At 73.6% G+C, this 21,294-nt stretch carries 19 protein-coding genes and 1 other RNA gene; 17 read left to right on the plus strand and 3 right to left on the minus strand.

Translation table 11 applies throughout. The annotated features are described in order from the left end of the window. Positions 1-315: 315 nt before the first annotated feature. The 5 genes from ACVCAH_RS15905 to ACVCAH_RS15925 are packed head-to-tail and all read left to right on the plus strand — an operon-like array spanning position 316 to position 6,524. Positions 316-2,337, plus strand: a complete 2,022-nt coding sequence (locus tag ACVCAH_RS15905) for a DUF1800 domain-containing protein (protein ID WP_447136898.1) — start codon at positions 316-318, stop codon at positions 2,335-2,337. An 8-nt stretch (positions 2,338-2,345) separates the two neighbouring features. After that, positions 2,346-3,725: a DUF1501 domain-containing protein gene (locus tag ACVCAH_RS15910; protein ID WP_447136899.1), complete on the plus strand. Its 1,380-nt coding sequence runs from the start codon at positions 2,346-2,348 to the stop codon at positions 3,723-3,725. Further along, on the plus strand, positions 3,722-5,140 hold the full coding sequence (locus ACVCAH_RS15915; RefSeq protein ID WP_447136900.1) for a ferredoxin reductase family protein: 1,419 nt from the start codon (positions 3,722-3,724) through the stop codon (positions 5,138-5,140). Before ACVCAH_RS15910 ends, ACVCAH_RS15915 begins: the two co-directional genes overlap by 4 nt. A 9-nt stretch (positions 5,141-5,149) precedes the next feature. After that, the gene (locus tag ACVCAH_RS15920; RefSeq protein WP_447136901.1) at positions 5,150-5,752 is read left to right on the plus strand and encodes an FMN-binding protein; all 603 of its coding nucleotides are present in this window, start codon (positions 5,150-5,152) and stop codon (positions 5,750-5,752) included. A 49-nt stretch (positions 5,753-5,801) separates the two neighbouring features. Then, positions 5,802-6,524: an FAD:protein FMN transferase gene (locus tag ACVCAH_RS15925; RefSeq protein ID WP_447136956.1), complete on the plus strand. Its 723-nt coding sequence runs from the start codon at positions 5,802-5,804 to the stop codon at positions 6,522-6,524. Between the two features lie 353 nt (positions 6,525-6,877). Here ACVCAH_RS15925 and ACVCAH_RS15930 read toward each other — a convergent pair whose 3' ends face one another. Together ACVCAH_RS15930 and ACVCAH_RS15935 are read right to left on the minus strand one after the other, a co-directional pair. Beyond that, positions 6,878-7,039 carry a hypothetical protein gene (locus ACVCAH_RS15930; RefSeq protein ID WP_447136902.1) on the minus strand — a complete coding sequence of 54 codons (162 nt, stop codon included), beginning with the start codon at positions 7,037-7,039 and terminating at the stop codon, positions 6,878-6,880. A gap of 79 nt (positions 7,040-7,118) precedes the next feature. Next, positions 7,119-7,799, minus strand: coding sequence for a bifunctional DNA primase/polymerase (locus ACVCAH_RS15935; RefSeq protein ID WP_447136903.1), 681 nt, complete (start codon positions 7,797-7,799; stop codon positions 7,119-7,121). 237 nt (positions 7,800-8,036) lie between these two features. On the opposite strand from ACVCAH_RS15935, the gene ACVCAH_RS15940 reads away from it, so the two are divergent. From ACVCAH_RS15940 to mctP, 9 genes are all read left to right on the plus strand, one after another. Further along, complete coding sequence (locus ACVCAH_RS15940) at positions 8,037-9,266, plus strand: helix-turn-helix domain-containing protein (protein ID WP_447136904.1); 1,230 nt, start codon at positions 8,037-8,039, stop codon at positions 9,264-9,266. Positions 9,267-9,282: 16 nt separating this feature from the next. Further along, positions 9,283-9,864 (plus strand): flavoprotein, encoded by a 582-nt coding sequence (locus ACVCAH_RS15945; RefSeq protein ID WP_447136905.1) that lies wholly within the window; start codon positions 9,283-9,285, stop codon positions 9,862-9,864. 96 nt (positions 9,865-9,960) lie between these two features. Then, the gene (locus tag ACVCAH_RS15950) at positions 9,961-10,791 is read left to right on the plus strand and encodes a Nif3-like dinuclear metal center hexameric protein (protein ID WP_447136957.1); all 831 of its coding nucleotides are present in this window, start codon (positions 9,961-9,963) and stop codon (positions 10,789-10,791) included. Beyond that, the gene (locus ACVCAH_RS15955) at positions 10,788-11,525 is read left to right on the plus strand and encodes a zinc ribbon domain-containing protein (RefSeq protein WP_447136906.1); all 738 of its coding nucleotides are present in this window, start codon (positions 10,788-10,790) and stop codon (positions 11,523-11,525) included. Before ACVCAH_RS15950 ends, ACVCAH_RS15955 begins: the two co-directional genes overlap by 4 nt. 4 nt (positions 11,526-11,529) lie before the next feature. Then, positions 11,530-12,753, plus strand: coding sequence for a bifunctional RNase H/acid phosphatase (locus ACVCAH_RS15960; protein ID WP_447136907.1), 1,224 nt, complete (start codon positions 11,530-11,532; stop codon positions 12,751-12,753). 89 nt (positions 12,754-12,842) lie between these two features. Beyond that, positions 12,843-12,923, plus strand: coding sequence for a putative leader peptide (locus tag ACVCAH_RS15965; RefSeq protein ID WP_355149468.1), 81 nt, complete (start codon positions 12,843-12,845; stop codon positions 12,921-12,923). A gap of 113 nt (positions 12,924-13,036) precedes the next feature. Next, entirely contained in the window at positions 13,037-15,493 is a 2,457-nt protein-coding gene (locus ACVCAH_RS15970) for a M14 family zinc carboxypeptidase (protein ID WP_447136908.1), read from the plus strand. 248 nt (positions 15,494-15,741) lie between these two features. Then, a complete protein-coding gene (locus ACVCAH_RS15975; RefSeq protein WP_447136909.1) occupies positions 15,742-15,999 on the plus strand; it encodes a DUF3311 domain-containing protein in 258 nt (85 codons plus the stop codon). After that, the gene (gene mctP / locus ACVCAH_RS15980) at positions 15,999-17,648 is read left to right on the plus strand and encodes a monocarboxylate uptake permease MctP (RefSeq protein ID WP_447136910.1); all 1,650 of its coding nucleotides are present in this window, start codon (positions 15,999-16,001) and stop codon (positions 17,646-17,648) included. The genes ACVCAH_RS15975 and mctP overlap by 1 nt, the downstream gene beginning before the upstream one ends. 180 nt (positions 17,649-17,828) lie before the next feature. Here mctP and ACVCAH_RS15985 read toward each other — a convergent pair whose 3' ends face one another. Then, entirely contained in the window at positions 17,829-18,590 is a 762-nt protein-coding gene (locus ACVCAH_RS15985; RefSeq protein WP_447136911.1) for a sulfite exporter TauE/SafE family protein, read from the minus strand. Positions 18,591-18,741: 151 nt separating this feature from the next. On the opposite strand from ACVCAH_RS15985, the gene ACVCAH_RS15990 reads away from it, so the two are divergent. From ACVCAH_RS15990 to rnpB, 3 genes are all read left to right on the plus strand, one after another. Continuing rightward, a complete protein-coding gene (locus ACVCAH_RS15990; RefSeq protein WP_447136912.1) occupies positions 18,742-19,257 on the plus strand; it encodes a SigE family RNA polymerase sigma factor in 516 nt (171 codons plus the stop codon). Next, positions 19,254-20,702, plus strand: coding sequence for a hypothetical protein (locus tag ACVCAH_RS15995; protein WP_447136913.1), 1,449 nt, complete (start codon positions 19,254-19,256; stop codon positions 20,700-20,702). The genes ACVCAH_RS15990 and ACVCAH_RS15995 overlap by 4 nt, the downstream gene beginning before the upstream one ends. A 135-nt stretch (positions 20,703-20,837) precedes the next feature. Then, an RNA gene (gene rnpB, locus ACVCAH_RS16000) (RNase P RNA component class A) lies at positions 20,838-21,253 on the plus strand. Positions 21,254-21,294 lie beyond the last annotated feature (41 nt).

Here is a 21,294-nt window from a genome sequence, read left to right on the forward strand (position 1 = left end):
TATCCGCACCTTAAGTTTCGCTGTGCCGTTGAACGGCGCGATAAGCGTCGGCTACGTCGAAAACGTTACGTCGGGGTCGGAGGGTGACGCGTCGGCCCTGCTCCGGGGGCGCGTGGCGGATGGGGTGGAAATCCCGCCCGGCCCGGCGCCGCTGAGGGCTGTCTTAAGTGTCCTCGCGGGGCCTCCACGAGTGCCTTGAGGGGGCCGGAGGCCTTGGTTACCTTGCCGTAGCAACCCCCTCAGGCAACAGTCGCCGCACCTCGACCTTCGCTGGTCGCAGCCGTGCCGGCGCTCGGTAGAAATCGGGATTGGTACATGGCCGACCAGAATCTGCCACCATGGCGACCGCGGGACGACCGCGGCTGGGACGCACGACAGCACCCCAGCACCGGACACCGCGACCCGAACGCGTCCACCCCGTACGGTCACCCCTCGCCCCACCCGCAGGCGCTGGCCGCGCGGGGACCGCAGTGGGTCGGTCCGGACGGCTTCGGCCAGCAGGCCGTCCCGGCCCGGCCGGCCGGCGCCGGACTGCCCAACCTGGACGACGACGAGGAGCCCGGCCGCCGGGTCGGCCGCCGCAAGGCGCTCGCCACGCTCGGCGGCACCGCCGCGGTGGTCGCCGGTGGCGCCGCCCTCGCGATGACCCCGCAGGTGCGCAGCCTCTTCGGCGACGAGCCGGTGGGCGACGCGACCGGCACCGCGGTCACCGACGGCACCGCCGCCCGGCCCAGCGGCCAGCAGCCGAGCACCGTGCGCACCTACACGGAGCAGAACGAGAGCTACATGGGCTCCCGGGCCGGCGAGGCGCTGAAGAAGAACGCCCCGGCCGGTGGCCGGACCTTCTCCGGGCCGGCCGCCGCCGCGGCGGAGACCCCGGTGACCGTCAAGACGGTGCTGGCCAAGGACCCGATCCTGCACCTCGCCCGGCGGGCCACCTTCGGCGCCACGCCCAGGGTGGTCGCGGACATCAAGGAGAAGGGAATCGACGGCTGGCTGCGCTGGCAGCTCGACCCGGACAAGATCGCCCCCACCCGGGCCGAGCTGAAGCTCGCCGAGCTGCCCACCCTCAAGCTCTCCACCCAGCAGCTGCGCGACCAGCGCGACCAGCTCAACGAGCGGGGCGCCCAGCCGGAGCGGGAGATGGTCGAGGCCACCGTCGCCCGGCAGATCTGGTCGGACCGCCAGCTCTACGAGGTGATGGTCGACTTTTGGAACGACTTCCTGCACGTGGCCGCGGACTTCGACGGCGGCGAGGTGTACCGGGCCTCGTTCGACCGGGACGTCGTCCGGGCGCACGCGCTGGGCAGCTACCCGGAGATGTTCCTGGCCGCCAACAAGCACCCCGCGCTGCTGCTCTACCTCAACCAGAACGACTCCCGCGCCGACGCGGTCAACGAGAACCTCGCCCGGGAGAACCTCGAGCTCTACACCGTCGGCGTCGACGGCGGCTACACCGAGAAGGACGTCCGGCAGGCCGCCCTGCTGCAGACCGGCCGGGGCGTCAACGACGGCCGGTACGTCTTCCGGCCCGAGCGGCACTACGTCGGCAAGGTGAAGATCCTCGGCTCCACCCACGCCAACAACTCCCGGGACCCGAAGAAGGCCGAGGCGGCCATCGACGCGTACCTGACCTACATCGCGCTGCACCCGTCGACCGCGAAGTACGTGGCGCAGAGCCTGGCCACCCGGTTCGTCTCGGACACCCCGCCGAAGTCCCTGGTGGACCGGCTGGCCAAGACGTACACGGCCAACAAGGGCCGGGTGAAGCCGGTGCTGATGACGCTCTTCAGCTCCTCGGAGTTCTGGGCCGCGGTGGGGCAGAAGGTGCGCCGGCCGATGGAGTACCTGGTCGCCACCTACCGCACCCTCGGCGTCTCGCCGGAGGCGTCGCCGAAGCACGACAACGGCGACAACAAGCGCACCCCGTTCGCCCGCGGCCTGCGGCAGATCCACGACAAGCTGCGCGAGCTGGGCCAGTACCCGATGGGCCAGCCCACCCCGGACGGCTACCCGGACGTCTACGTCGCCTGGACCTCCGCCGGCACCATGGTCAACGGCTGGAACGAGGCCGGCGACCTGCTGGCCGGCTACCGCACCGAGTTCACGTACACCAGGCCGGAGAAGCTGGTGGCCAGACCGCCGGCCACCGCCGGGGCGTACGTGGACGCGCTGGCCAAGCGGCTGGTGCAGCAGAAGCTTTCCGCCCGGGAGAAGGCGCTGATCCTCGGCGTGGCCGGCGTCTCGGCCAGCACCAGGGTCGACGCCACCTTCAACGGGGCCGTCGCCGCCGTCGCGCGGGCGATCCTCGCGTCCCCCCAGCACCACCTCCGGTGAGGCATTCGATGGAGAAGACCGTGTACTCGTACCCCCTGCACCCCGAATGCCCCGACCTGCGGCGGCTGGCCGACAACCCGGCCGAGGCGCTGCTGCGCGCGGAGGCCGACGTCGTCGCCGCCGAGAACGCCGCCGAGCGGGACCGCTACCGGCGGCTGGAGGACCTGGAGGAGGCCCAGCAGGACGGTCGCAGGGTGACCCGGCGCACCTTCGTCGCCGGCGCCGCGGCCACCGCTACCGCGCTGGCCACCGCCCAGTTCGTCACCACCTCGGCGTCGTTCGCCGCCACCAAGACCGGCACCCTGATCCACGTCTTCCTCTACGGCGGGCTGGACGGGCTGAGCCTGGTCGCCCCGGCCGACGACCCGGTGCTCGCCAAGGCCCGCCCCGACCTGTTGCTCGCCGACGACTCGCTGGCGGTCGGCCGCGGGTTCAAGCTGACCAGCGCGTTCAAGCCGCTGGAGCCGTGGCTGAAGTCCGGCCAGCTGGGCTTCGTCCCGGCCGTCTCCGACGAGCGGCTGTCCCGCAGCCACTTCCAGGCCGCGGACGCCTGCAACCTCGGCGGCCTGCCCGGCGAGACCGGCGGCCGGGGCTGGCTGGACAGCCTGGTCGACGCGCTCGGCAAGGGCACCGCGTTCCGCAGCGTCGGCATCGGCAGCACGCTGCCCCGCTCGCTGGTCGGCACCAACGGCGCGCTGTCGCTGAACAGCGTCGGCTCGCTGCGGCTCAACGGCGACGACCGGTTCCGCGCCGCCACCGAGAAGGCCATCAAGGGGCTGTTCACCGGGATCAACCACCCGGTCGAGGAGGCCGTGCAGTCCGGCCTGGGCGCGCTGGCCACCGCGCAGAAGCTGGCCGCCAAGCCCTACCAGCCGGCCGAGGGCGTGGAGTACGAGGGCGTCGGCCGCGCCTTCCAGCAGCTCGCGCAGCTCATCAAGGGCGGCGCGAACGTCCGGGTGGCCACGGTCGGGATGGGTGGCTACGACACCCACGAGAACCAGGGCAGCCGGTCCGGCGGCCAACTGCACCGCCGGCTGAACGAGCTGGCCGGCGCGATGGCCGCGTTCTTCACCGACCTCGGCGAGCAGGCCGCCGACGTGACGATCATGGTGTCCAGCGAGTTCGGCCGGCGGGTCGCCTCCAACGGCGGCGGGACCGACCACGGGCACGGCGGGGTGGTGACCATCCTGTCCGGACGCAAGCTGGCCGGTTCGCTGCTCGGCACCTGGAACGGATTGAACGATCTCGACTCCGGCGACGTACCCGAATACAACAACATGTTCAACGTCTACGGGTCCGTCGCGCAGGGTCGGTTCGGGCTCACCAACGCGGAGGTGGAGAAGATCTTCCCCCGGCAGAAGTACGCCCCGATGAAGCTGTACGCGTGACGTACACCCGCACGCACGCCGCCGGCCGCCGCACCGGGACCCCGTCCCGGCACGGCGGCCGGCCGGCTGCGGACGTACCGCCACCGGTGCCGCCGCGGCGCGGACCCGGCGGCCGGCGGCTGTTGGCCGCGCTGCTGGTGGTCGGCCTGCTGGCCAGCGTGCTGCCCTGGTGGCTGGACACCCCGGCCGGCTCGCTGCGCGACTCGGTCGCGACGCTCACCGCGGCCGGCCGGATCACCGGCCTGGTCGCCGGCTACCTGCTGCTGGTGCAGGTGCTGATGATGAGCCGGCTGCCGGTGCTGGAACGGTGGATCGGCGGCGAGCAGTTGGCCCGCTGGCACCGCGACGTCGGTGCCACCCTGCTGGTCGCGGTGCTCGCGCACACCTCGCTGATCGTGGTCGGCTACGCCGGCATGGAGGACAACTCCGTGCTCACCGAGGCGGGGGTGCTGCTGCGCGACTACGAGGACATGGTTTCCGCGTTCGCCGCCGCCGCCATCATGGTGCTGGTCGGCTTCACCAGCATCCGGGCCATCCGCACCGCGTTGCCGTACGAGCTGTGGCACGCCCTGCACCTGTCCGCCTATCCGGTGCTGCTGCTCGGCTTCGGCCACCAGTTCAGCAACGGCGCGCAGCTGTTCCGCCCCGGCCCGGTGCGCACCTTCTGGATCGCCCTGTACGTGCTGGTGGTCGCCGCCCTGCTCTGGGGCCGGGTGGTCGTGCCGCTGCTGTTCAACCTGCGGCACCGGCTGCAGGTCGCCGACGTGGTCGCGGAGAGCCCGGACACCATCTCGATCTACCTGACCGGCCGCTGGCTGGGCCGGATGGAGCTGCTCGGCGGCCAGTTCTTCCGCTGGCGGTTCCTCACCCGGGGCTGCTGGTGGCAGTCCCACCCGTTCTCGGTCTCCGCCGCGGCCAACGGCCGCTGGCTGCGCCTGACCGTCAAGGTGGTCGGTACGCACACCGCCGACCTGCGCGACCTGGACCCGGGCACCCGGGTCTGGGTGCAGGGGCCGTCGGGCACCTTCACCGCCGCGCACCGTACCCGGGAGCGGGCCCTGCTGATCGCCGGCGGCAGCGGGATCACCCCGATCCGGGCGATGCTGGAGGAGCTGCCACCCGGCGCGGCGCTGATCTACCGCGCCCGCACCCCGGCCGACGTGCTGCTCAGCCGGGAGCTGGACTGGCTGGCCCAGGCCCGCGACGTCTCGGTCTGGTACGTCATCGGCTCCCGCCACGACCCCGGCCCTCGGCAGGTGATGAGCCCGGACGGGCTGCACCGGCTGGTGCCCGACGTCGTCCACCGGGACGTCTACCTCTGCGGGCCGCCCGGCCTGGTCGAGCAGTCGCTCCGGGTGCTGCGCCAGGCCGGGGTGCCCCGCCGGCAGATCCACCTCGCCACGTTCGAGTTGTAGGAAGGCATCATGCGCCGCGCACTCCTCGCGATCACCGGCCTGGCGGCCAGCACCACCGCGATGGTGGTGCTCAAGGGCGGGCCGGACACCACCCAGGTCGCCGCCCAGGTCGCCGCCCAGGGCCAGCCGGTCGACGGGCGGCCGGTGGCCCCCGGTGCCGGTTCGGCACCTCCGCAGGCGCCGCCCGGGGCGAAGGACGGCACGCCGGCCGGCAGCACCGCCTCGCCCCGGCCCGCCCGCACCACCGCCCGACCCCCGGCGAGCCGGCCCGGCTCCGGCACCCGGGCGCCGTCCGCGCCGCGGACCAGCAGCAAGCCGGCGCAGCCGACCACCCGCACGGTGACCGGGCCGGTGGTGGAGAACGAGTACGGCAACGTCCAGGTGCAGATCACCCTGGCCGGGTCGCGGATCGTCAACGTGGTCGCGCTGGAGCTGCCCGAGGAGACGGCCCAGTCCGACCAGCGCAGCGAGCAGGTCGACGACCGCTACAGCGGCAGCTCCGGTCTGGTGGTGCAGCAGCAGAGCGCCGACCTGGACACCGTTTCCGGGGCGACCGCCACCAGCGACTCGTACCGGCAGTCGTTGCAGGCCGCGATCGACCGGGCCGGCTGAGGTGCCGGCCGCGCCGGCCCGGCCCGGGCTGCGCCGGGTCGAGCACGTCATGGGTACGGCGATCAGCCTGGACCTCGCCGACGACCTGCCCGTCGCCGAGCTGGCCGAGCTGGCCGACGGGGTGTTCGGCTGGCTGCGCGAGGTGGACGCCCGGTTCAGCACGTACCGGGCGGACAGCGAGGTGTGCCGGGTGGACCGGGGCGAGCTGCCGGTCGCCGACGCCTCGGCCGACCTGCGAGAGGTGCTGGCCCGCTGCGCGGAGCTGCGGCGCGCCACCGACGGGTTCTTCGACGCGTACGCGACCGGCCGGCTCGACCCGTCCGGGTACGTGAAGGGCTGGGCGGCGCAGGTCGCCTCGGACCGGCTGTGCGCAGCCGGCGCGGTCAACCACTGCCTGAATGCCGGCGGCGACGTGCGGGTACGGGGACGGTCGGCGAGCGGGCGGCCGTGGCGGATCGGCGTTCGGCACCCGTGGGACCCGATGGCCACCTGCCTGGTGCTGACCGGCACCGACCTGGCGGTGGCCACCTCCGGGGTGTACGAGCGCGGCCCGCACGTGTGGGATCCGCGGCGGGGCGTGCCGGCGAGCGGCCTGCGTTCGGTCACCGTGGTCGGCGCGGACCTCGGCCTCGCCGACGCGTACGCCACCGTGGCGGTGGCGATGGGCGTCGCCGGCATCGGCTGGTTGGACCGGCTCCCCGGGCACCGGCACGCGATCGTCACCGACGACGGCCGGCTGCTGCACTCGAGCGAACTCCCGCTGGCCGACTGACGCGGCGGACCACGGGGCCATCACCGCCCCCGAACCGGGCGTCTGGCCCGGGGCGAGGCGGAGGAAGCTCCTCCTTCCGGGCCTTCTGCTCTGCTTCAACCGGCGCAGCGGTCGGACCAGGGCGAGGCGGAGGGAGCCCCTCCCGTGCCCTTTGCTCTGCTTCAACCCGCGCAACGGTCGGAGCCTCCGAGTGCTGCGTGGGTTGAAGCAGAGCAAAGCGTGCGTGGGGGTGACTGGTCGCGGCCCGGGCCTGGTGAGAACCGCCTCGCCCGATCGAAACAGCCTTCCGCCCGGGCGAGCACGGCGTCGGCCCGGTGGATCACGGCCGGCTCGGCTCGGCGTGACCCCTACGGTCAGCGGGCCGGGCGGTGGGTGCCGGCGGGCCGGGAGCCGGCGGGCCGGGGCCGGCCCGGGCGGGAGCCGGCGGGCCGGGTGCCGGCCCAGCGGTACGCCGGGCGGCTGTGCCGGGGCGGCTCGGTGCCGTCCGGCTGGCGCGTGGTGTCGTCGGTGGACATGGAACCCCCGCTCCTGGCTGCTGCCCCGTCGCCCTGTGCAACGAGGCGGGGCCGGCCGGCGACGCTGCCCGGCCCGGGTTCACATCCCCCGGCGCGGCAGCGGAAGGTGCCCGGGAAGCAGTTCCGAACTCAACGTCACGCCGGTGGCCCGCAGCGCGTCGATCAGGGCGTTCTGCACCAGGTAGGAGTCGGGCAGCTGCCAGCGGGCCTGTTCGGGCGCGACGGCCCAGCGTACGGTGCCCTCCGGCAGCCGGGTCGGCGGCGCGGGGATCCACGAGCCGGGCCCGTGCCGGACCACGTGGAAGCAGTGGTCCAGCTCCGGCCGGAGCGGGTCACCCGGGCGGACCAGGAACATCCAGCGGCCGGTGGGGGTCACCAGCACCGGCCCGCGGACGCCGACGCCCGCCGGATGGGTCCGCACCGCGTCGAGGACCCGCCGGCCGAGGTGCGCGGCGACCTCCAGCACGTCGAACGCCCGGCCGGTGGGGAGCAGCACGCCGTGCGGCCGGTTCCGCCACCAGGTCGCCACCCGGGCCGGGTCGGCGCTGGCCGCGTGCTCCCAGTTCTCCAGGGCGGGGTGGCAGCCGACGGTGGGGCAGCCGGCACGGCCGCAGACGAACCGGCTCCGCGCCAGGCAGGCGCCCGGGGTCACCTCCCAGCCGTGCAGCGCGTAGCGCACGGCCACCCGGCGCAGCCGCACCCGTTCCAATGGCGACAGTTGGACGACGCGCGGCGCGACATTCCCCCACATGTGTGCCATCTCCCCTCGGCGGACCCGGTCGGACGCCCAGGTCGTATGTCGAACACCGTCACTGCCGTAACCCGCGCTCGTTTGGATTGACGAACGGTTGATGCAAGTTGCACGAAAACTACGAGGACTGGCTGTACGGCTGACGCACAGGCTGTGCGACCAGCGAAAACCTGAAACATGAACGTCGCGCCCGCGGAAGACCACCCGGCACGCCGGCCGGGTGGAGGCAAGGGGAGGGGTGGGGAGATGGACGAGTTACCCATTGGGCGGCGGGTGGCCTACTGGCGCGGGCGGCGCAAGATGTCGCAGCAGGTCTTCGCGGACCGGCTGGGCAAGTCGAAGAGCTGGGTGGACAAGGTCGAGCGCGGGGTACGCCGGCTGGACAAGTTTTCCGTCGTGTACGAGATCGCCGACATCCTCCAGGTCGACGTGCAACTGCTGCTCGGCAAGGACCCGGAGCGGCGTACCGACGCGTTGAACTGCATCGACCAGGTCGAGGTCCAGGAGATCCGGGCCGCCCTCGAGCGCTACGACGCGATGAGCGCGTACTTCGACGCGGCGCCGCACCCGCCACCGCTGGCCGACATGCGCAAGGCGGTCAACCACGCCTGGCTCACCTACCAGTACGGCCGCTACGGGATGCTCACCCGCGCGCTGCCCAAGCTGCTGCGCGACGCCCAGGCCGCCGACGCCGGCTACGGCGGGGACCAGGCCCGCGAGGCGGCCCACCTGCTCGGGCAGGTCTACCAGATCGCCTCCTCGGTGCTGCGCAAGCTCGGCGAGTGCGACCTGGCCTGGCTGGCCGCCGACCGGTCGATGGCGGTCGCCCAGCGCGCCGACGACCAGCTGCTCGCCGGCATCGCCACCACCCGGGTCTGCAACGCGCTGGTCGCGATGGGGCGGGCCCGGCCCGCGCTGGAACTGAACGTCACCATCGCCAACCGGCTCGCCCCCGGCGGGAGCAACGACGCCTCCCCGGAACGGCTCTCCGTCTACGGCATGCTGCTGCTGCAGGGCGCGATGGCCGCGTCCCGGATCGGCGACTCGGCCACCGTCGACGACCTGCTCAACGGCGCCCAGGAGGCGGCGACCCTGCTCGGCAGCGACCAGAACCACTACTGGACCTCGTTCGGCCCGACCAACCTGGAACTGCACCGGGCGGCCGCGGCGGTCGAGCTGGGTGACGGCGGCCGGGCGGTCGAGGTCCACCAGCAGCGGATCCAGGAACCCGCGTTCAACGCGCTGCTGCCGGAGCGGCGGGCGCACCACCTGCTCGACATCGCCCGCGGCTTCGCCCAGATCGGCGACGTGGCCAACGCCGGAGAGATGCTGCTGCGTGGCGACCGGCTGGCCCCGTCCGAGATCCGCTGCCGGCCGATCGCCCACGAGGCGATGTCCGACATCCTGCGTCGCACACGTGGTGCGCCGCCTTCTCCGATCGCGGAGTTGGCTGAGCACATGGGAGTAGGGGTATGAGCGCGGAGCCGGCCTGATGACCGGCCGGCAGCACACCGGGCGCCGCGAGGTGCTCTACGTCATCGCCTGCGGATCACCGCTGGCCCGCCACGTCGGCCGGCTCGTGGAGCTTGCCCAGCAGGACGGCTGGGACGTCTGCGTGATCACCACGCCGGACGGCGCGAAGTTCGTCGACCGGGCCGCGCTGGCCCGGCAGACCGGTCACCCGGTGCGGACCCGCTACAAGAACCCGGGTGACCCGGACGTCCTCCCGCCGGCCGACGCGATGATCGTCTGCCCGGCCACGGTCAACACGGTGAACAAGTGGGCGGCCGGGATCACCGACACGCTCGCGCTGGGCCTGCTGGTCGAGGCGCAGGGCCAGGGGGTGCCGCTGGTCGCGGTGCCGTTCACCAACGCGGCGATGGCCCGGCACCCGGCGTTCCGCAGCGGCATGGCGCGGCTCGCCGAATGGGGGGTGACGGTGCTCTTCGGCGACCACGTCTTCCCGCTGCACCCGCCCGGGACGGGGGAGCGGCACCTGCACGCCTTCCCGTGGGCACTGCCGCTCAGCGCGGTACGCGACCGGCTCTGCCCGGTCGGCCCCGCCGTGGCCTGAAACATCCGCCGCGCCCGAGCATCCGCCCAGGCCGTCCAGGTACCGGTAAGCTGGCCCGCCGTGAGCACAAGTGCAGTTCCGCCGACCGTCGCCGACGTGGTGGCCGAGCTGGAACGGCGCTACCCGCCGGTCTGGGCGGAGGACTGGGACCGGGTGGGGCTGGTGCTCGGCGAGCCCTGCGCCCCGGCGCGCCGGGTGCTCTGCGTGGTCGACGTGGTGCCCGAGACGGTCGCCGAGGCGCTCGCCGCGGGCGTCGGCATGATCGTCGCCCACCACCCGCTGCTGCTGCGCGGGGTCTCCTCGGTGGCGCCCACCACGTACAAGGGGCGGATCGTCCACCAGTTGATCAAGGCGGACATGGCGCTGTACGTCGCACACACCAACGCCGACGTGGCCGCGCCGGGCGTCTCCGACGCGCTGGCCGCCCGGTTCGGGCTGACCGGGCTGCGCCCGCTGCACCCGCCCGCGCCCGGCTCGCCCGCGCACGGCGCCGGGCGGGGAATCGGCCGGATCGGCGAGCTGCCGGAGCCGATGACCCTCGCCGAGCTGGCCCGGCACGCCGCCGCCGTGCTCCCGGTCACCGCCTGGGGGGTGCGCGCCGCCGGCGATCCCGGGCGGATGATCCGTACCCTCGCGGTCAGCGGCGGCTCGGGCGACGCCTTCCTGACCGACGCGGCCGCCGCCGGGGTGGACGCGTACCTCACCGCCGACCTGCGCCACCATCCCGCCGGCGAGCACCTCGCCGCCGGCGGCCCGGCCCTGCTGGACGCCGCCCACTGGGCGACCGAACGACCGTGGCTGGACGACCTGGCCGCCCTGCTGCGGGCGACGCCGGGTGTCGAGACGCTGGTGTCCGACCGGGACACCGACCCGTGGACCGTACACGCCGCCCCATCCGCGGTGGACGACAAGGAGCCCCGACCGTGAAGGCTGACCCCCAGGTCCAGCGCCGCCTGCTCGACCTCCAGGCGATCGACACCGCGCTCACCCAGCTCGCCCACCGCCGCCGTACGCTGCCCGAGCGGGCCGAGCTGGAGGCGCTGGCCCGCCAGCTGTCGGCGCTGGAGGACGAGCGCGTCCGCGCCCAGGTGGCGGTCGACGACCTGGACCGGGACATCGCCCGGCTGGAGAAGGACATCGACCAGGTGCGGGCCCGCAAGGCCAAGGACGAGGCGCGGCTCGCCGCCGGCACCGGCCCGGCCCGGGAGCTGGAGGCGCTCCAGCACGAGCTGGCGTCGCTCAACCGCCGGCAGGGCGACCTGGAGGACGCCGAGCTGGAGCTGATGGAGCAGCGGGAGACCGCGCAGGCCGTGCTGGACGACGTGGAGCGGCGCCTGGCCGAGGCCCGCGACCAGCGGGAGGCCACCGAGCAGCGCCGGGACGAGGCGCTGGCCGAGATCGGCAAGGAGGAGGAGTTCAAGCGGTCCGCCCGGCGGCCGCTCGCCGACGACCTCCCGGCCGACCTGATCCGGCTCTACGACAAGATCCGCGAGGACACCGGGCTCGGCGCGGCGCTGCTCACCGCCGGCCGGTGCGGCGGCTGCCGGCTGGAACTCTCCGGCGCGGACCTGGCCCGGATCCGCAAGGCGGACCCGGACGAGGTGGTCCGCTGCGAGGAGTGCCGGCGGATCATGGTGCGCACCAACGAGTCCGGCCTGTAGCCCCGTGGCGCCGCGGGTGGTCGTCGTCGAGGCCGACGGCGGATCGAGGGGCAACCCCGGGCCGGCCGGCTACGGCGCGGTGGTCCGCGACCCGGACACCGGCGAGGTGCTGGCCGAGCGCTCCGAGTCGATCGGGGTGGCCACCAACAACGTGGCCGAGTACCGGGGCCTGATCGCCGGGCTAGCGGCCGCCGCCGAGCTGGGTGCAGCCGAGGTCGAGGCGCGGATGGACTCGAAGCTGGTGGTCGAGCAGATGTGCGGCCGCTGGCAGATCAAGCACCCCGGGCTGCGCCCGCTCGCCGCCCAGGCGGCCGGGCTGGTCGAGCGGTTCGCCGCGGTCCGGTTCAGCTGGATCCCGCGGGAGCGCAACCGGCACGCCGACGCCCTCGCCAACGCCGCGATGGACGCCGCCGCCGGCGCCGCGCCGGTGGTCCCGGTCGTCGAGCCGCCGCGGGTGGTGGAGCCGCCGCGCGAGGTCGCCGGCCCCGGGCCGGCGGGCCGGGCGCAGACCCGCGAGGCGGCCGCCCGCGCCGCCTCGGCGCGGACCACCGGCACCGATCCGGCCACCGCGCCCGCCTCCTGGGAGCCGCGCCCGACCTTCACCGCCACCCGGCTGATCCTGGTGCGCCACGGCGAGACCGAGTACACCGCGCAGCGCCGCTACTCTGGTCGCGGTGACGTCCCGCTCTCCGAGCGCGGCCGGGCCCAGGCCCGGGCCACCGGCGCCCGGGTGGCCGAGCTGGCGCCGGCTGTCGCGGCGGTGGTCAGTTCCCCGCTGTCCCGGTGTACGGCGACCGCCGAGGCGATCGCCGGGGCGCTCGGCGGGCTGCCGGTGCGCCGCGAGGACGACCTGATCGAGTGCGACTTCGGCGCCTGGGAGGGGCGCACCTTCGCCGAGGTACGCGAGCGGTGGGCCGGCGAGATGGACGCCTGGCTCGCCTCCGCCCGGGTGGCCCCGCCGGACGGGGAGTCGTTCACGGCGGTGGCCGAGCGCACCCGCCGGGCGGTGGACGCGCTGGTCGAGGCGTACCCCGGGGAGACCGTCGTGGTGGTCTCCCACGTCTCGCCGATCAAGCTGGCGTTGCGCGACGCGCTCGCCGCCGGCGACGCCTTCCTGCACCGGCTCTTCCTGGACGCGGCCGGCATCTCGGTGCTGGACGTCTGGCCCGACGGCGGCGTCGCGGTCCGCACCGTCAACGAGACCGCCCACCTGGTCGAGCTCGCCTGACTCCCAGGAACCGGGACGGTGGCGGAGGCCACCGTGGACGATCCGGGAACTTGTTGACAGTGCACCGGCGGCCGGTGAAGATCGGTTTCGTGCGAAGCGTTCACCTGACGAAGCGGGGTCACATCGACCTGCTGCGCGTCGCCAGCGCCGCCTGTCGACGCTCCCTCTGACGCCGGGTTCCACCCTTCCTCGCACGCTGCTGGCGTAACCCCGACGCCGCGGGTCTCCGGCCCTGCGGTGCGTCCGCCTGTGCGCACCCCTCCTCAGGACAGGAGATGTGTCCTTGTTGGTCCGTAGACACCTTTCCCGGCTCACCGCCACCGTGTTGACCGCGTCGGTGCTCGCGACGGCGGCGCTGACCGCGCCCGCCGTCGCCTCGGCGCTGCCGGCGGTGCCGCCGCGCGCCACCGACCTCGCCGATGTGCGGGGCTATCCCCAGCAGCACGTCCTGCCGGTCTGGCCGGACAACCCGGCCGACGCCTCGATCCCGATCGGCGTCATCCCCTACGACGACATCGCCCCGAAGCTGAACGCCCTCCAGGCCGCCAGCGACCGGGTCTCCGCCCGGGTGGCCGGGAGGTCCGCCGGCGGCTACGACCTGTACGCGGTCACGGTGACCGCGCCGGAGAGTCGCGCCGAGGCCCGGCAGCAGGAGGTCTGGAAGCGTCGCATCGAGGACGAGCCGGCCCGGGCCCAGCAGGACGCCGCGCTGCTCGCCGGGTACAAGACCCCGCTCTTCGTCAACGCCAACATCCACGGCAACGAGTGGGAGGGCACCGACGCGGCGCTGCGGGTGATCGAGGACCTGGCCACCGACACCAGCCCCGAGGTGGCCCGGCTGCTGCAGCGCAACCGGCTGGTCTTCAACATCACCTCGAACCCGGACGGCCGGGTCGCCGGCACCCGGGCGAACTCCGCCGGCTACGACCTGAACCGGGATCTCACCATCGTCGCGCAGCCGGAGACCAACCTGATCCGCGAGCTGATCATCGACACGAAGCCGATCATCACGCTCGACCTGCACGGCTACGTCAGCCCGACGCTGCTGCACCCCAGCACCCCGCCGCACAACGTCAACAACGAGTACGACCTCTACATCAAGCACGGCCTGCCGAACGCCCTGGCGATCGAGGCGGACCTGCGCGGCCTCGGGTACGCCGAGACCCAGCGGGCCCGCATCCCGTTCCGGGACGACGAGCCCGGCGTGTGGGACGACTTCCCGCCGATCTACGTGCCGTCCTTCGCGATGCTGCAGAGCAGCATTCCGTACACCATCGAGGCCCCGCTGAACCCGCGCGGCAGCACCCTCACGCCGCAGGAGCGGGTGCGCCGCTCGGGGATCAACACCGACGTGCACGAGGTGGCGATCCGGACCTCCCTGCGGTACATCCAGGAGCACCGGGCCGAGGTGCTGCACGACCAGGCCGAGGTCTACCGGCGCGGCTGGGCGGGCGAGCCGCTGCGCGACATCCCCGACGGCTACGTGCCGGGCTGGGGGCCCGAGGACGACTACCGCACCACCTTCCCCCGCGCGTACGTCATCCCGACCGGCGCCGGCCAGCGGTCGGAGCCGGCCGCCGCCCGCCTCGTCGACCTGTTGATCGGCAGCGGTGGCCGGGTGTGGCGGGCGAAGAAGCCGTTCACCGCGGCCGGCCGGGCCTACCCGGCCGGCTCGTACGTGGTCGACCTGCACCAGCCCAAGCGGGGCCTGGTCAACTCGCTGCTCGAACCGGGCGCCGACATCACCGACCGGGTCGACGACCTCTACGCCGGCCCGGCCGCCTGGAGCCAGGGACTGACCTGGGGCGCCACCGTGGACACCGTCTGGGACGAACTGCCCGACGTGCGGCTGGAGCGGACCTACGACGGGCGGGCCGAGGGGTATCTTCCGCCGGGCGACGGTGACCTGCGCCTCGACCTGCGCGACGCCGCGGACCTGTTGGCGGTCAACTCGCTGCTGAGCCGGGGCGTCGCGGTGCACCGCCTCGCCGACGGTTCGATGGTCGTACCCGGCACGCCGGCCAACCGGAAGCTGGCCCGCGCCGAGGTCCGTGCCCACGGGGTGACCTTCGACCGCGCGCCGGCCGGCTGGAGCGGGACCCGGCTGGACGAGGTGGTCGTCGGGCACCTCGGCACGGTGGAGGAGCGGGACACGCTGGCCGACCTCGGCTTCCCGGCCCGTGCCCTGACCGCCGCCACGCTCAGCACCAGCCTGACCGACGACGTCGACGTGCTCCTCGTCGCCAGCACCGTCAACCTGGCGAACCTGACGGCGGAGAACCGGGCCGCCCTGGACGCCTTCCTCGCCCGCGGCGGCGGCGTCGTCGGCCTGGGCACCCCGGGGGCCGGCTTCAGCAACGCCGCCGGGCTGCTGTCGGTGACCGCCACCGCCGGCCCGAGCCTGGCCAGCGGGGTGGCCAACGTGGGGAACAGCGGCGGACCGGTCACCGCCGGCGCCACCGGGCACTCGTTCATCAGCCAGCCGGTCTGGTTCACCAACCTGGGCTCCGGGGTCAGCGTCGAGCAGTCGTACGCCGCGGACCCGCTGCTCTCCGGCTGGTGGGCCACCGAGGGCGTCGGCGGCCAGGGTGCGGCGGCCAACCAGGCCAGCATCGTCCGTGGGGTGACCGCCGGGGGCAACGGCGTGGTGCTGTTCGGCACCGACCCGACGTTCCGCCTGCACCCCAAGGGCCTGCAGCCGCAACTCGGCCGCGCCCTGCTCTGGGCCGCCGAACGGTGATCGTCAAGCGGTGAGTCGGTGGCGGGCCCGGGTGCGGCGCACCCGGGCCCGTCCGCGTCCGGGCCGTCGTTCCCGGCGTGGCGGGCCGCCGGTGGCGGTCAGACGGACCGGTGGACCAACCTGACCCGCCGTTCGGCGCAGCCGGCACGCCGTTCGGCGCAGCGGTGTGGATCAGTCGAACGTGACGGCGCTCACAGGGTCGTAGCCTCCGGCCGTCACATGCCGAGCTACGACTGGAGGTGGGTCCGATGGCCGCACCCGAACCGGCCACACCCGCACCGGAGACGCCCCTGACAGGGTCGTCCCGGGCAAAGGACAAGAGCGGATGGAACTGGCTGCTCTTCATCCCGATCGTGGTGCCGCTGATCCCGGCGTTCTTCAACGCGGACGGCCCACGGCTGTTCGGCTTCCCGCGGTTCTACTGGCTCCAACTGGCCTACATCGTGCTGGGCGTGACCACCACGACGGTGGTCTACCAGCTCACGAAGAAGCGGGGTGACCGCTGATGTGGCGCGACCACCTCACCGAGATCATCGTCTTCACGCTGCTCTTCCTGCTGGTCAGCGCGATGGGGTTCGTGGCCGCCCGGTGGCGGGCCCCGCGGGACATGGCCCACCTCGACGAGTGGGGCCTGGGCGGGCGCAACTTCGGCGGCTGGATCACCTGGTTCCTGGTCGGCGGTGACCTCTACACCGCGTACACCTTCGTCGCGGTGCCGGCCCTGGTGTTCGGCGCGGGCGCGATGGGCTTCTTCGCCGTGCCGTACACCATCGTCATCTACCCGCTGGTCTTCCTGGTGCTCTGCCGGCTCTGGTCGGTGTCGCACCGGCACGGCTTCGTCACGCCGGCCGACTTCGTCCGCAGCCGGTTCGACTCGCCGGTGCTGGCGCTGCTGGTCGCGATCACCGGCATCGTCGCCACCATGCCGTACATCGCGCTGCAACTGGTCGGCATCGAGGCGGTGCTCAAGGCCATGGGGGTGACCGGGGAGAGCACCATCGCCCGGCACCTGCCGATCATCATCGCGTTCGCCATCCTCGCCGCGTACACCTACCAGTCCGGGCTGCGCGCGCCGGCGCTGATCGCCTTCGTCAAGGACACGCTGATCTACATCGTGATCCTGGTGGCGGTGCTGTACCTGCCGTACAAGCTCGGCGGCTGGGGCGAGATCTTCGACGCGGCCGACGCGAAGTTCGACGCCTCGCCGAGCCCGGGCGACGGGATCCTGCTCAACGCCAACAACCAGCTCCAGTACGTCACGCTGGCGTTCGGTTCGGCGTTGGCGCTCTTCCTCTACCCGCACAGCATCACCGGCGTGCTGGCCAGCCGGAACCGGGACGTGATCAAGCGGAACATGTCCGCGCTGCCGGCGTACAGCCTGCTGCTCGGCCTGATCGCGCTGCTCGGCTACATGGCCATCGCGGCCGGCGTGAAGCCGCTGCCGGGGGCGAAGGAGGGCACGGTGGACAACAACACCATCGTGCCGCTGCTGTTCGACCAGCAGTTCCCGAGCTGGTTCACCGGGGTCGCGTACGCGGCCATCGGCATCGGCGCGCTGGTGCCGGCGGCGATCATGTCGATCGCGGCGGCGAACCTGTTCACCCGCAACATCTACAAGGAGTACCTGCGGCGGGACGCCACCCCGGCGCAGGAGGCGAACGTCTCGAAGATCACCTCGCTGGTGGTCAAGATCGGCGCGGTGGCCTGCATCGTCTTCCTGGACCCGCAGTTCTCCATCGACCTCCAGCTGATCGGCGGCGTGATCATCCTCCAGACGCTGCCGGCGGTGGCGCTGGGCCTCTACACCCGCTGGTTCCACCGGGGCGCGCTGATCGCCGGCTGGGTGGCCGGCATGGGGCTCGGGATGTGGATGCTCTACCAGATCTCCAGCCCGACCCGGAAGCACTTCGCCGGCTCGGCCTTCCCGTTGGAGAAGTTCGGCTTCGACACCACTCGGACGATCTACGTCGGCATCGTGGCCGTCCTGGTGAACCTGCTGGTGGCGGCGATCGTGACGCTGATCCTGCGGGCGGTGAAGGTACGCGAGGGGGTCGACGGCACCACGCCGGACGACTACTTCGCCGACGAGGGCGACCCGCGGGTGACCCCGGGCGAGCGCCGGGACGCCGACGCGGCGCCGGAACCGGTCGCCTGAGCACCCCCGGCACCCGGCTGACCGGCCGGGGGCCGGGCGCGGCGTGCTCGAGTGGGTGGTGCCGCAGTGGACGTGATGCCGCTGGGTCGTCCTGACGACCCGGCGGCATCGCCCTGTCCGGGCCGCCGCCCGCGCCGAGCACGCGCCGCAGGAGCCGGTCGGCGCGGCGTACCGAGCCGGTCAGGCCAGCGCGCGGACGAGCAGGTAGAGCCCGATCACCGTGCCGAACGTGACGATGAGCGTCCTGAGCACCACCGACGGCAGCCGGCGGACCAGCCGGGCGCCAGCGTACCCGCCGACCAGCGTGGCCGGCGCGACCAGCCCGACCGCCGCCCAGTTCACCGGGCCGAAGAGCGCGAAGACCACCAGCGTGGTCAACCCGACCACGGCGGAGAGCAGGTTCTTGATCGCGCTCACCCGGGCCAGCGTGGCGTCCAGCACCAGGGCCAGGCCGGCGACCAGCATCACCCCGAGCGCCGCGCCGAAGTAGCCGCCGTACACCGCGCCGAGCGCGACCATGGTCTGCACGACGACCGTACGGCGGCGCGGCGACAGGTCGCGCGGATGCCCGACCAGCCGGCGCAGCGGGTCCTGGAAGGCCAGCAGCGCCGTCGCCCCGAGCACCAGGAACGGCACCACCAGCTCGAACGCCCGGGCCGGGGTGGCCAGCAGCAACAGCGCCCCGGCGATCGTGCCGACGATCGTGGTGGGCACCAGGGTGGCCAGCGCCCGGCCGCGCGGCAGGTCGACCCGGCTGCCCGCCACGCTGGCCACGTAGCCGGGGAAGACCGCCACCGAGTTGCTGACGTTGGCCGGCACCGGCGGCAGCCCGACCGCGAGCATCGCGGGGAACGTGATGAGCGAGCCCCCGCCGGCCACCGCGTTCACCGTGCCCGCGGCGAGACCGGCGACGAGCAGCAGCGCGGCGTCGGAGAGATCCATGGTCCCCAGAGGCTAGTACGCGCCCCGGGCGGCCGCCGGAGCGGTGCTGCCGCGCCTCTCAACCTTCCGGCCCGGTGTCGCGTCGTACCGGTTGAGACGGCCCCGGGGAAAGGAAGCGGCACCATGACCGGTCATGACCAAGGGGCGGCGTGTGCATGACGCCGATTTCCGGGAGTTCGTCGAGGTGCGCTACGGCGACCTGCTGCGCACCGCGTACCTGCTGACCGGCAGCCGGGACGCCGCGCAGGACCTGGTGCACGACGCGCTGCTAAAGGTGATGCGGCACTGGCGCACGGTCGACGAGCCGATGGCGTACGTCCGCCGGGCGATGATCAACGAACGCACCAGCCGCTGGCGGCGGATCGGCCTGCGGGAACTGCTCACCTCCGTGGTGCCGGACCGGGCCGGCCCGGACGTCACCGACGCGGTCGCCGTCCGCGACGAACTGCTGGCCGCGCTGGACCGGCTGCCCGCCCGGATGCGGGCGGTGCTGGTGCTGCGCTACTGGGAGGACCTCTCCGAGGCCGACGTGGCGGCGGCGATGGGGTGCTCGGTGGGGACGGTGAAGAGCCAGGCGGCGCGGGGGCTGACCCGGCTCCGTGGGGTGCTGCACCCGCCGGCCGGCCGGTCGGGAGTCACCGGCGAGCTGATGGGGGAGCGGGCATGAGCGTGGACGAACTCCGTACCGGGCTGGCCCGGATCGCCGGGACGGTGGTGCCGGACGAGGACCCGTACGGCCGCCTGATGCGGCACGCCCGACGGCGCCGGCGGCGTCGCCTCGCGGGCCTCTGGGCGGCGGCGGCCGCGGTCCTCGCCGCCGCGCTGGCCGGCCCGGCGGCCCTCAGCGCGGCGGGCCTGGACGAACGGTCCGACGACGGCAGGACCGTCAGCCACGGCTACCCGGTCGACTCGGAGTGGACCTGGCGTCTGATCAACTCGCCCGCCCGGGGAAGCCTGGCCGGTGACCGGGCCTTCCTGACCGAGCTGACCCGCCTCGCCCGCCGGGACGACGACGACTGGCTGCGGATGGGCACGGAGTTGTCGACGGTGAAGGTGCTCTGGGCCGACGACACCGCGCGCTTCCGCACCGTCGTCCTGGCCTACCACTCCGACACCCATGCCGCGCTGGTCACCCTGCAGGCCCGGGCCGGGGCTTCACCCCGGGACATGCTCCGGGGCAACGCCACGATAAACGTGCGACCGACCCCTTTCGCCGTGCTGGACGCGAGCTACCGCGACGGCAATACCGAGCACACCTGGCTGCTCGGGTTGGCGCCGTCCGGGTGCACCGTCTCCTACGCCCGCTCGGCGCAGCTGTGGGCCGGCGTGCAGCGGCGCTGGCAGCCCGCACCCGGCGGCGACCACCTGCTGGTCGAGTGGAGCCTGGCCCGCGGCTGGTGGCGGGTCGAGTGCGACGGTCAGCTCCGGCAGGCCGGTCCCGTCGGCGTCCGGCTCTTCACCGTCGAGACCCGATGGGCGGGGATGGACGACCCCCGGGACGGCCGGCGGAACCTTTCGCCGACGGCCGACTGGCGGGCGGCGCGGGGCGCGGACACCGCGTACCGGAAGCTGGTGGACGACAGCGGCCTGGTGGGCGGCGTCATGCCGCCCGAGGTGCGCTGGGCCGGCCAGCTCGACGCCCGGGACGCCGTCCTGGTCGGCCCGCCCGGTGACGGCCCACTGGTCCTGCAACTCGGCTCCGGGGAGGGCGGGCGGCTCGCGCTGGCCGGGCCCGGCGAGACCCGGCCCGACATCCCGCGGGTTGAAGGATTCGGCCGTGAACCCCTCCCGCTGGTGGCCACCGGCACCAGCGTCGCGTACGACCTGGCCGCGGTCCGCGTGCCGGCGCTGGTCGACGGCCATGCCGCCCTCACCGAACGCCTGCTGGTGGTCCCGCGCCGGGAGGCCGTCCGGGTCGAGGCGGTCGCGGGCGGCCAGGTCCGTGCCACGGCCGGGGTACGCGGTGGCGCGGCGCTGCTGACCCTGCCGCTCGGCGCGCAGGTGACCCTGCGCGCGGTGGACGGCGACGGGAAGGTGGTGGGCTCCGGGACGCTGCGTGAGCCGGCGAAGGGCGAGCGGATCTTCAACGAGTCGCTCGTGTGGAACTGGTGAGGCGCTCACGGAGTCGATCTCAGGGGCCGGCGGTCGACACGGGGCGATCCGCCGGCCCCTGAGATATTCCCGCTGCCGCGCGCCGGGGCGGAAATGGGTGCCGCCGCCACGTCGTTAGGATGAGTGCGCGACGGACGAGTCGACCGGGCGGTCGCGTCGGCGGGCTCCGGCCCGCCGCCGAGGAACGTCCGGACTCCACAGGGCAGGGTGGTTGCTAACGGCAACCCGGGGTGACCCGCGGGACAGTGCCACAGAAAACAGACCGCCGGCCCCAACGGGGACGGTAAGGGTGAAACGGTGGGGTAAGAGCCCACCAGCACCCCGGGTGACCGGGGTGGCTCGGTAAACCCCACCCGGAGCAAGGCCAAGAATGGGTCGTCGCCCGCAGGATGACGATCCGCGCAGACGCTTGAGGGTGGCCCGCCCGATGTCTGCGGGTAGGCCGCTGGAGCCTGCCGGCGACGGTAGGCCGAGATGGATGGCCGCCGCCGGCGCGGGCCCTTCGGGGCGCGTGTCGGTCACAGAATCCGGCGTACAGGTCGACTCGTCCGTCGCCCACCAGGTCAGCCGCCTCGCATGCGGCTGGCCTGCT

It is taken from the genome of Micromonospora sp. LZ34, assembly GCF_052981855.1.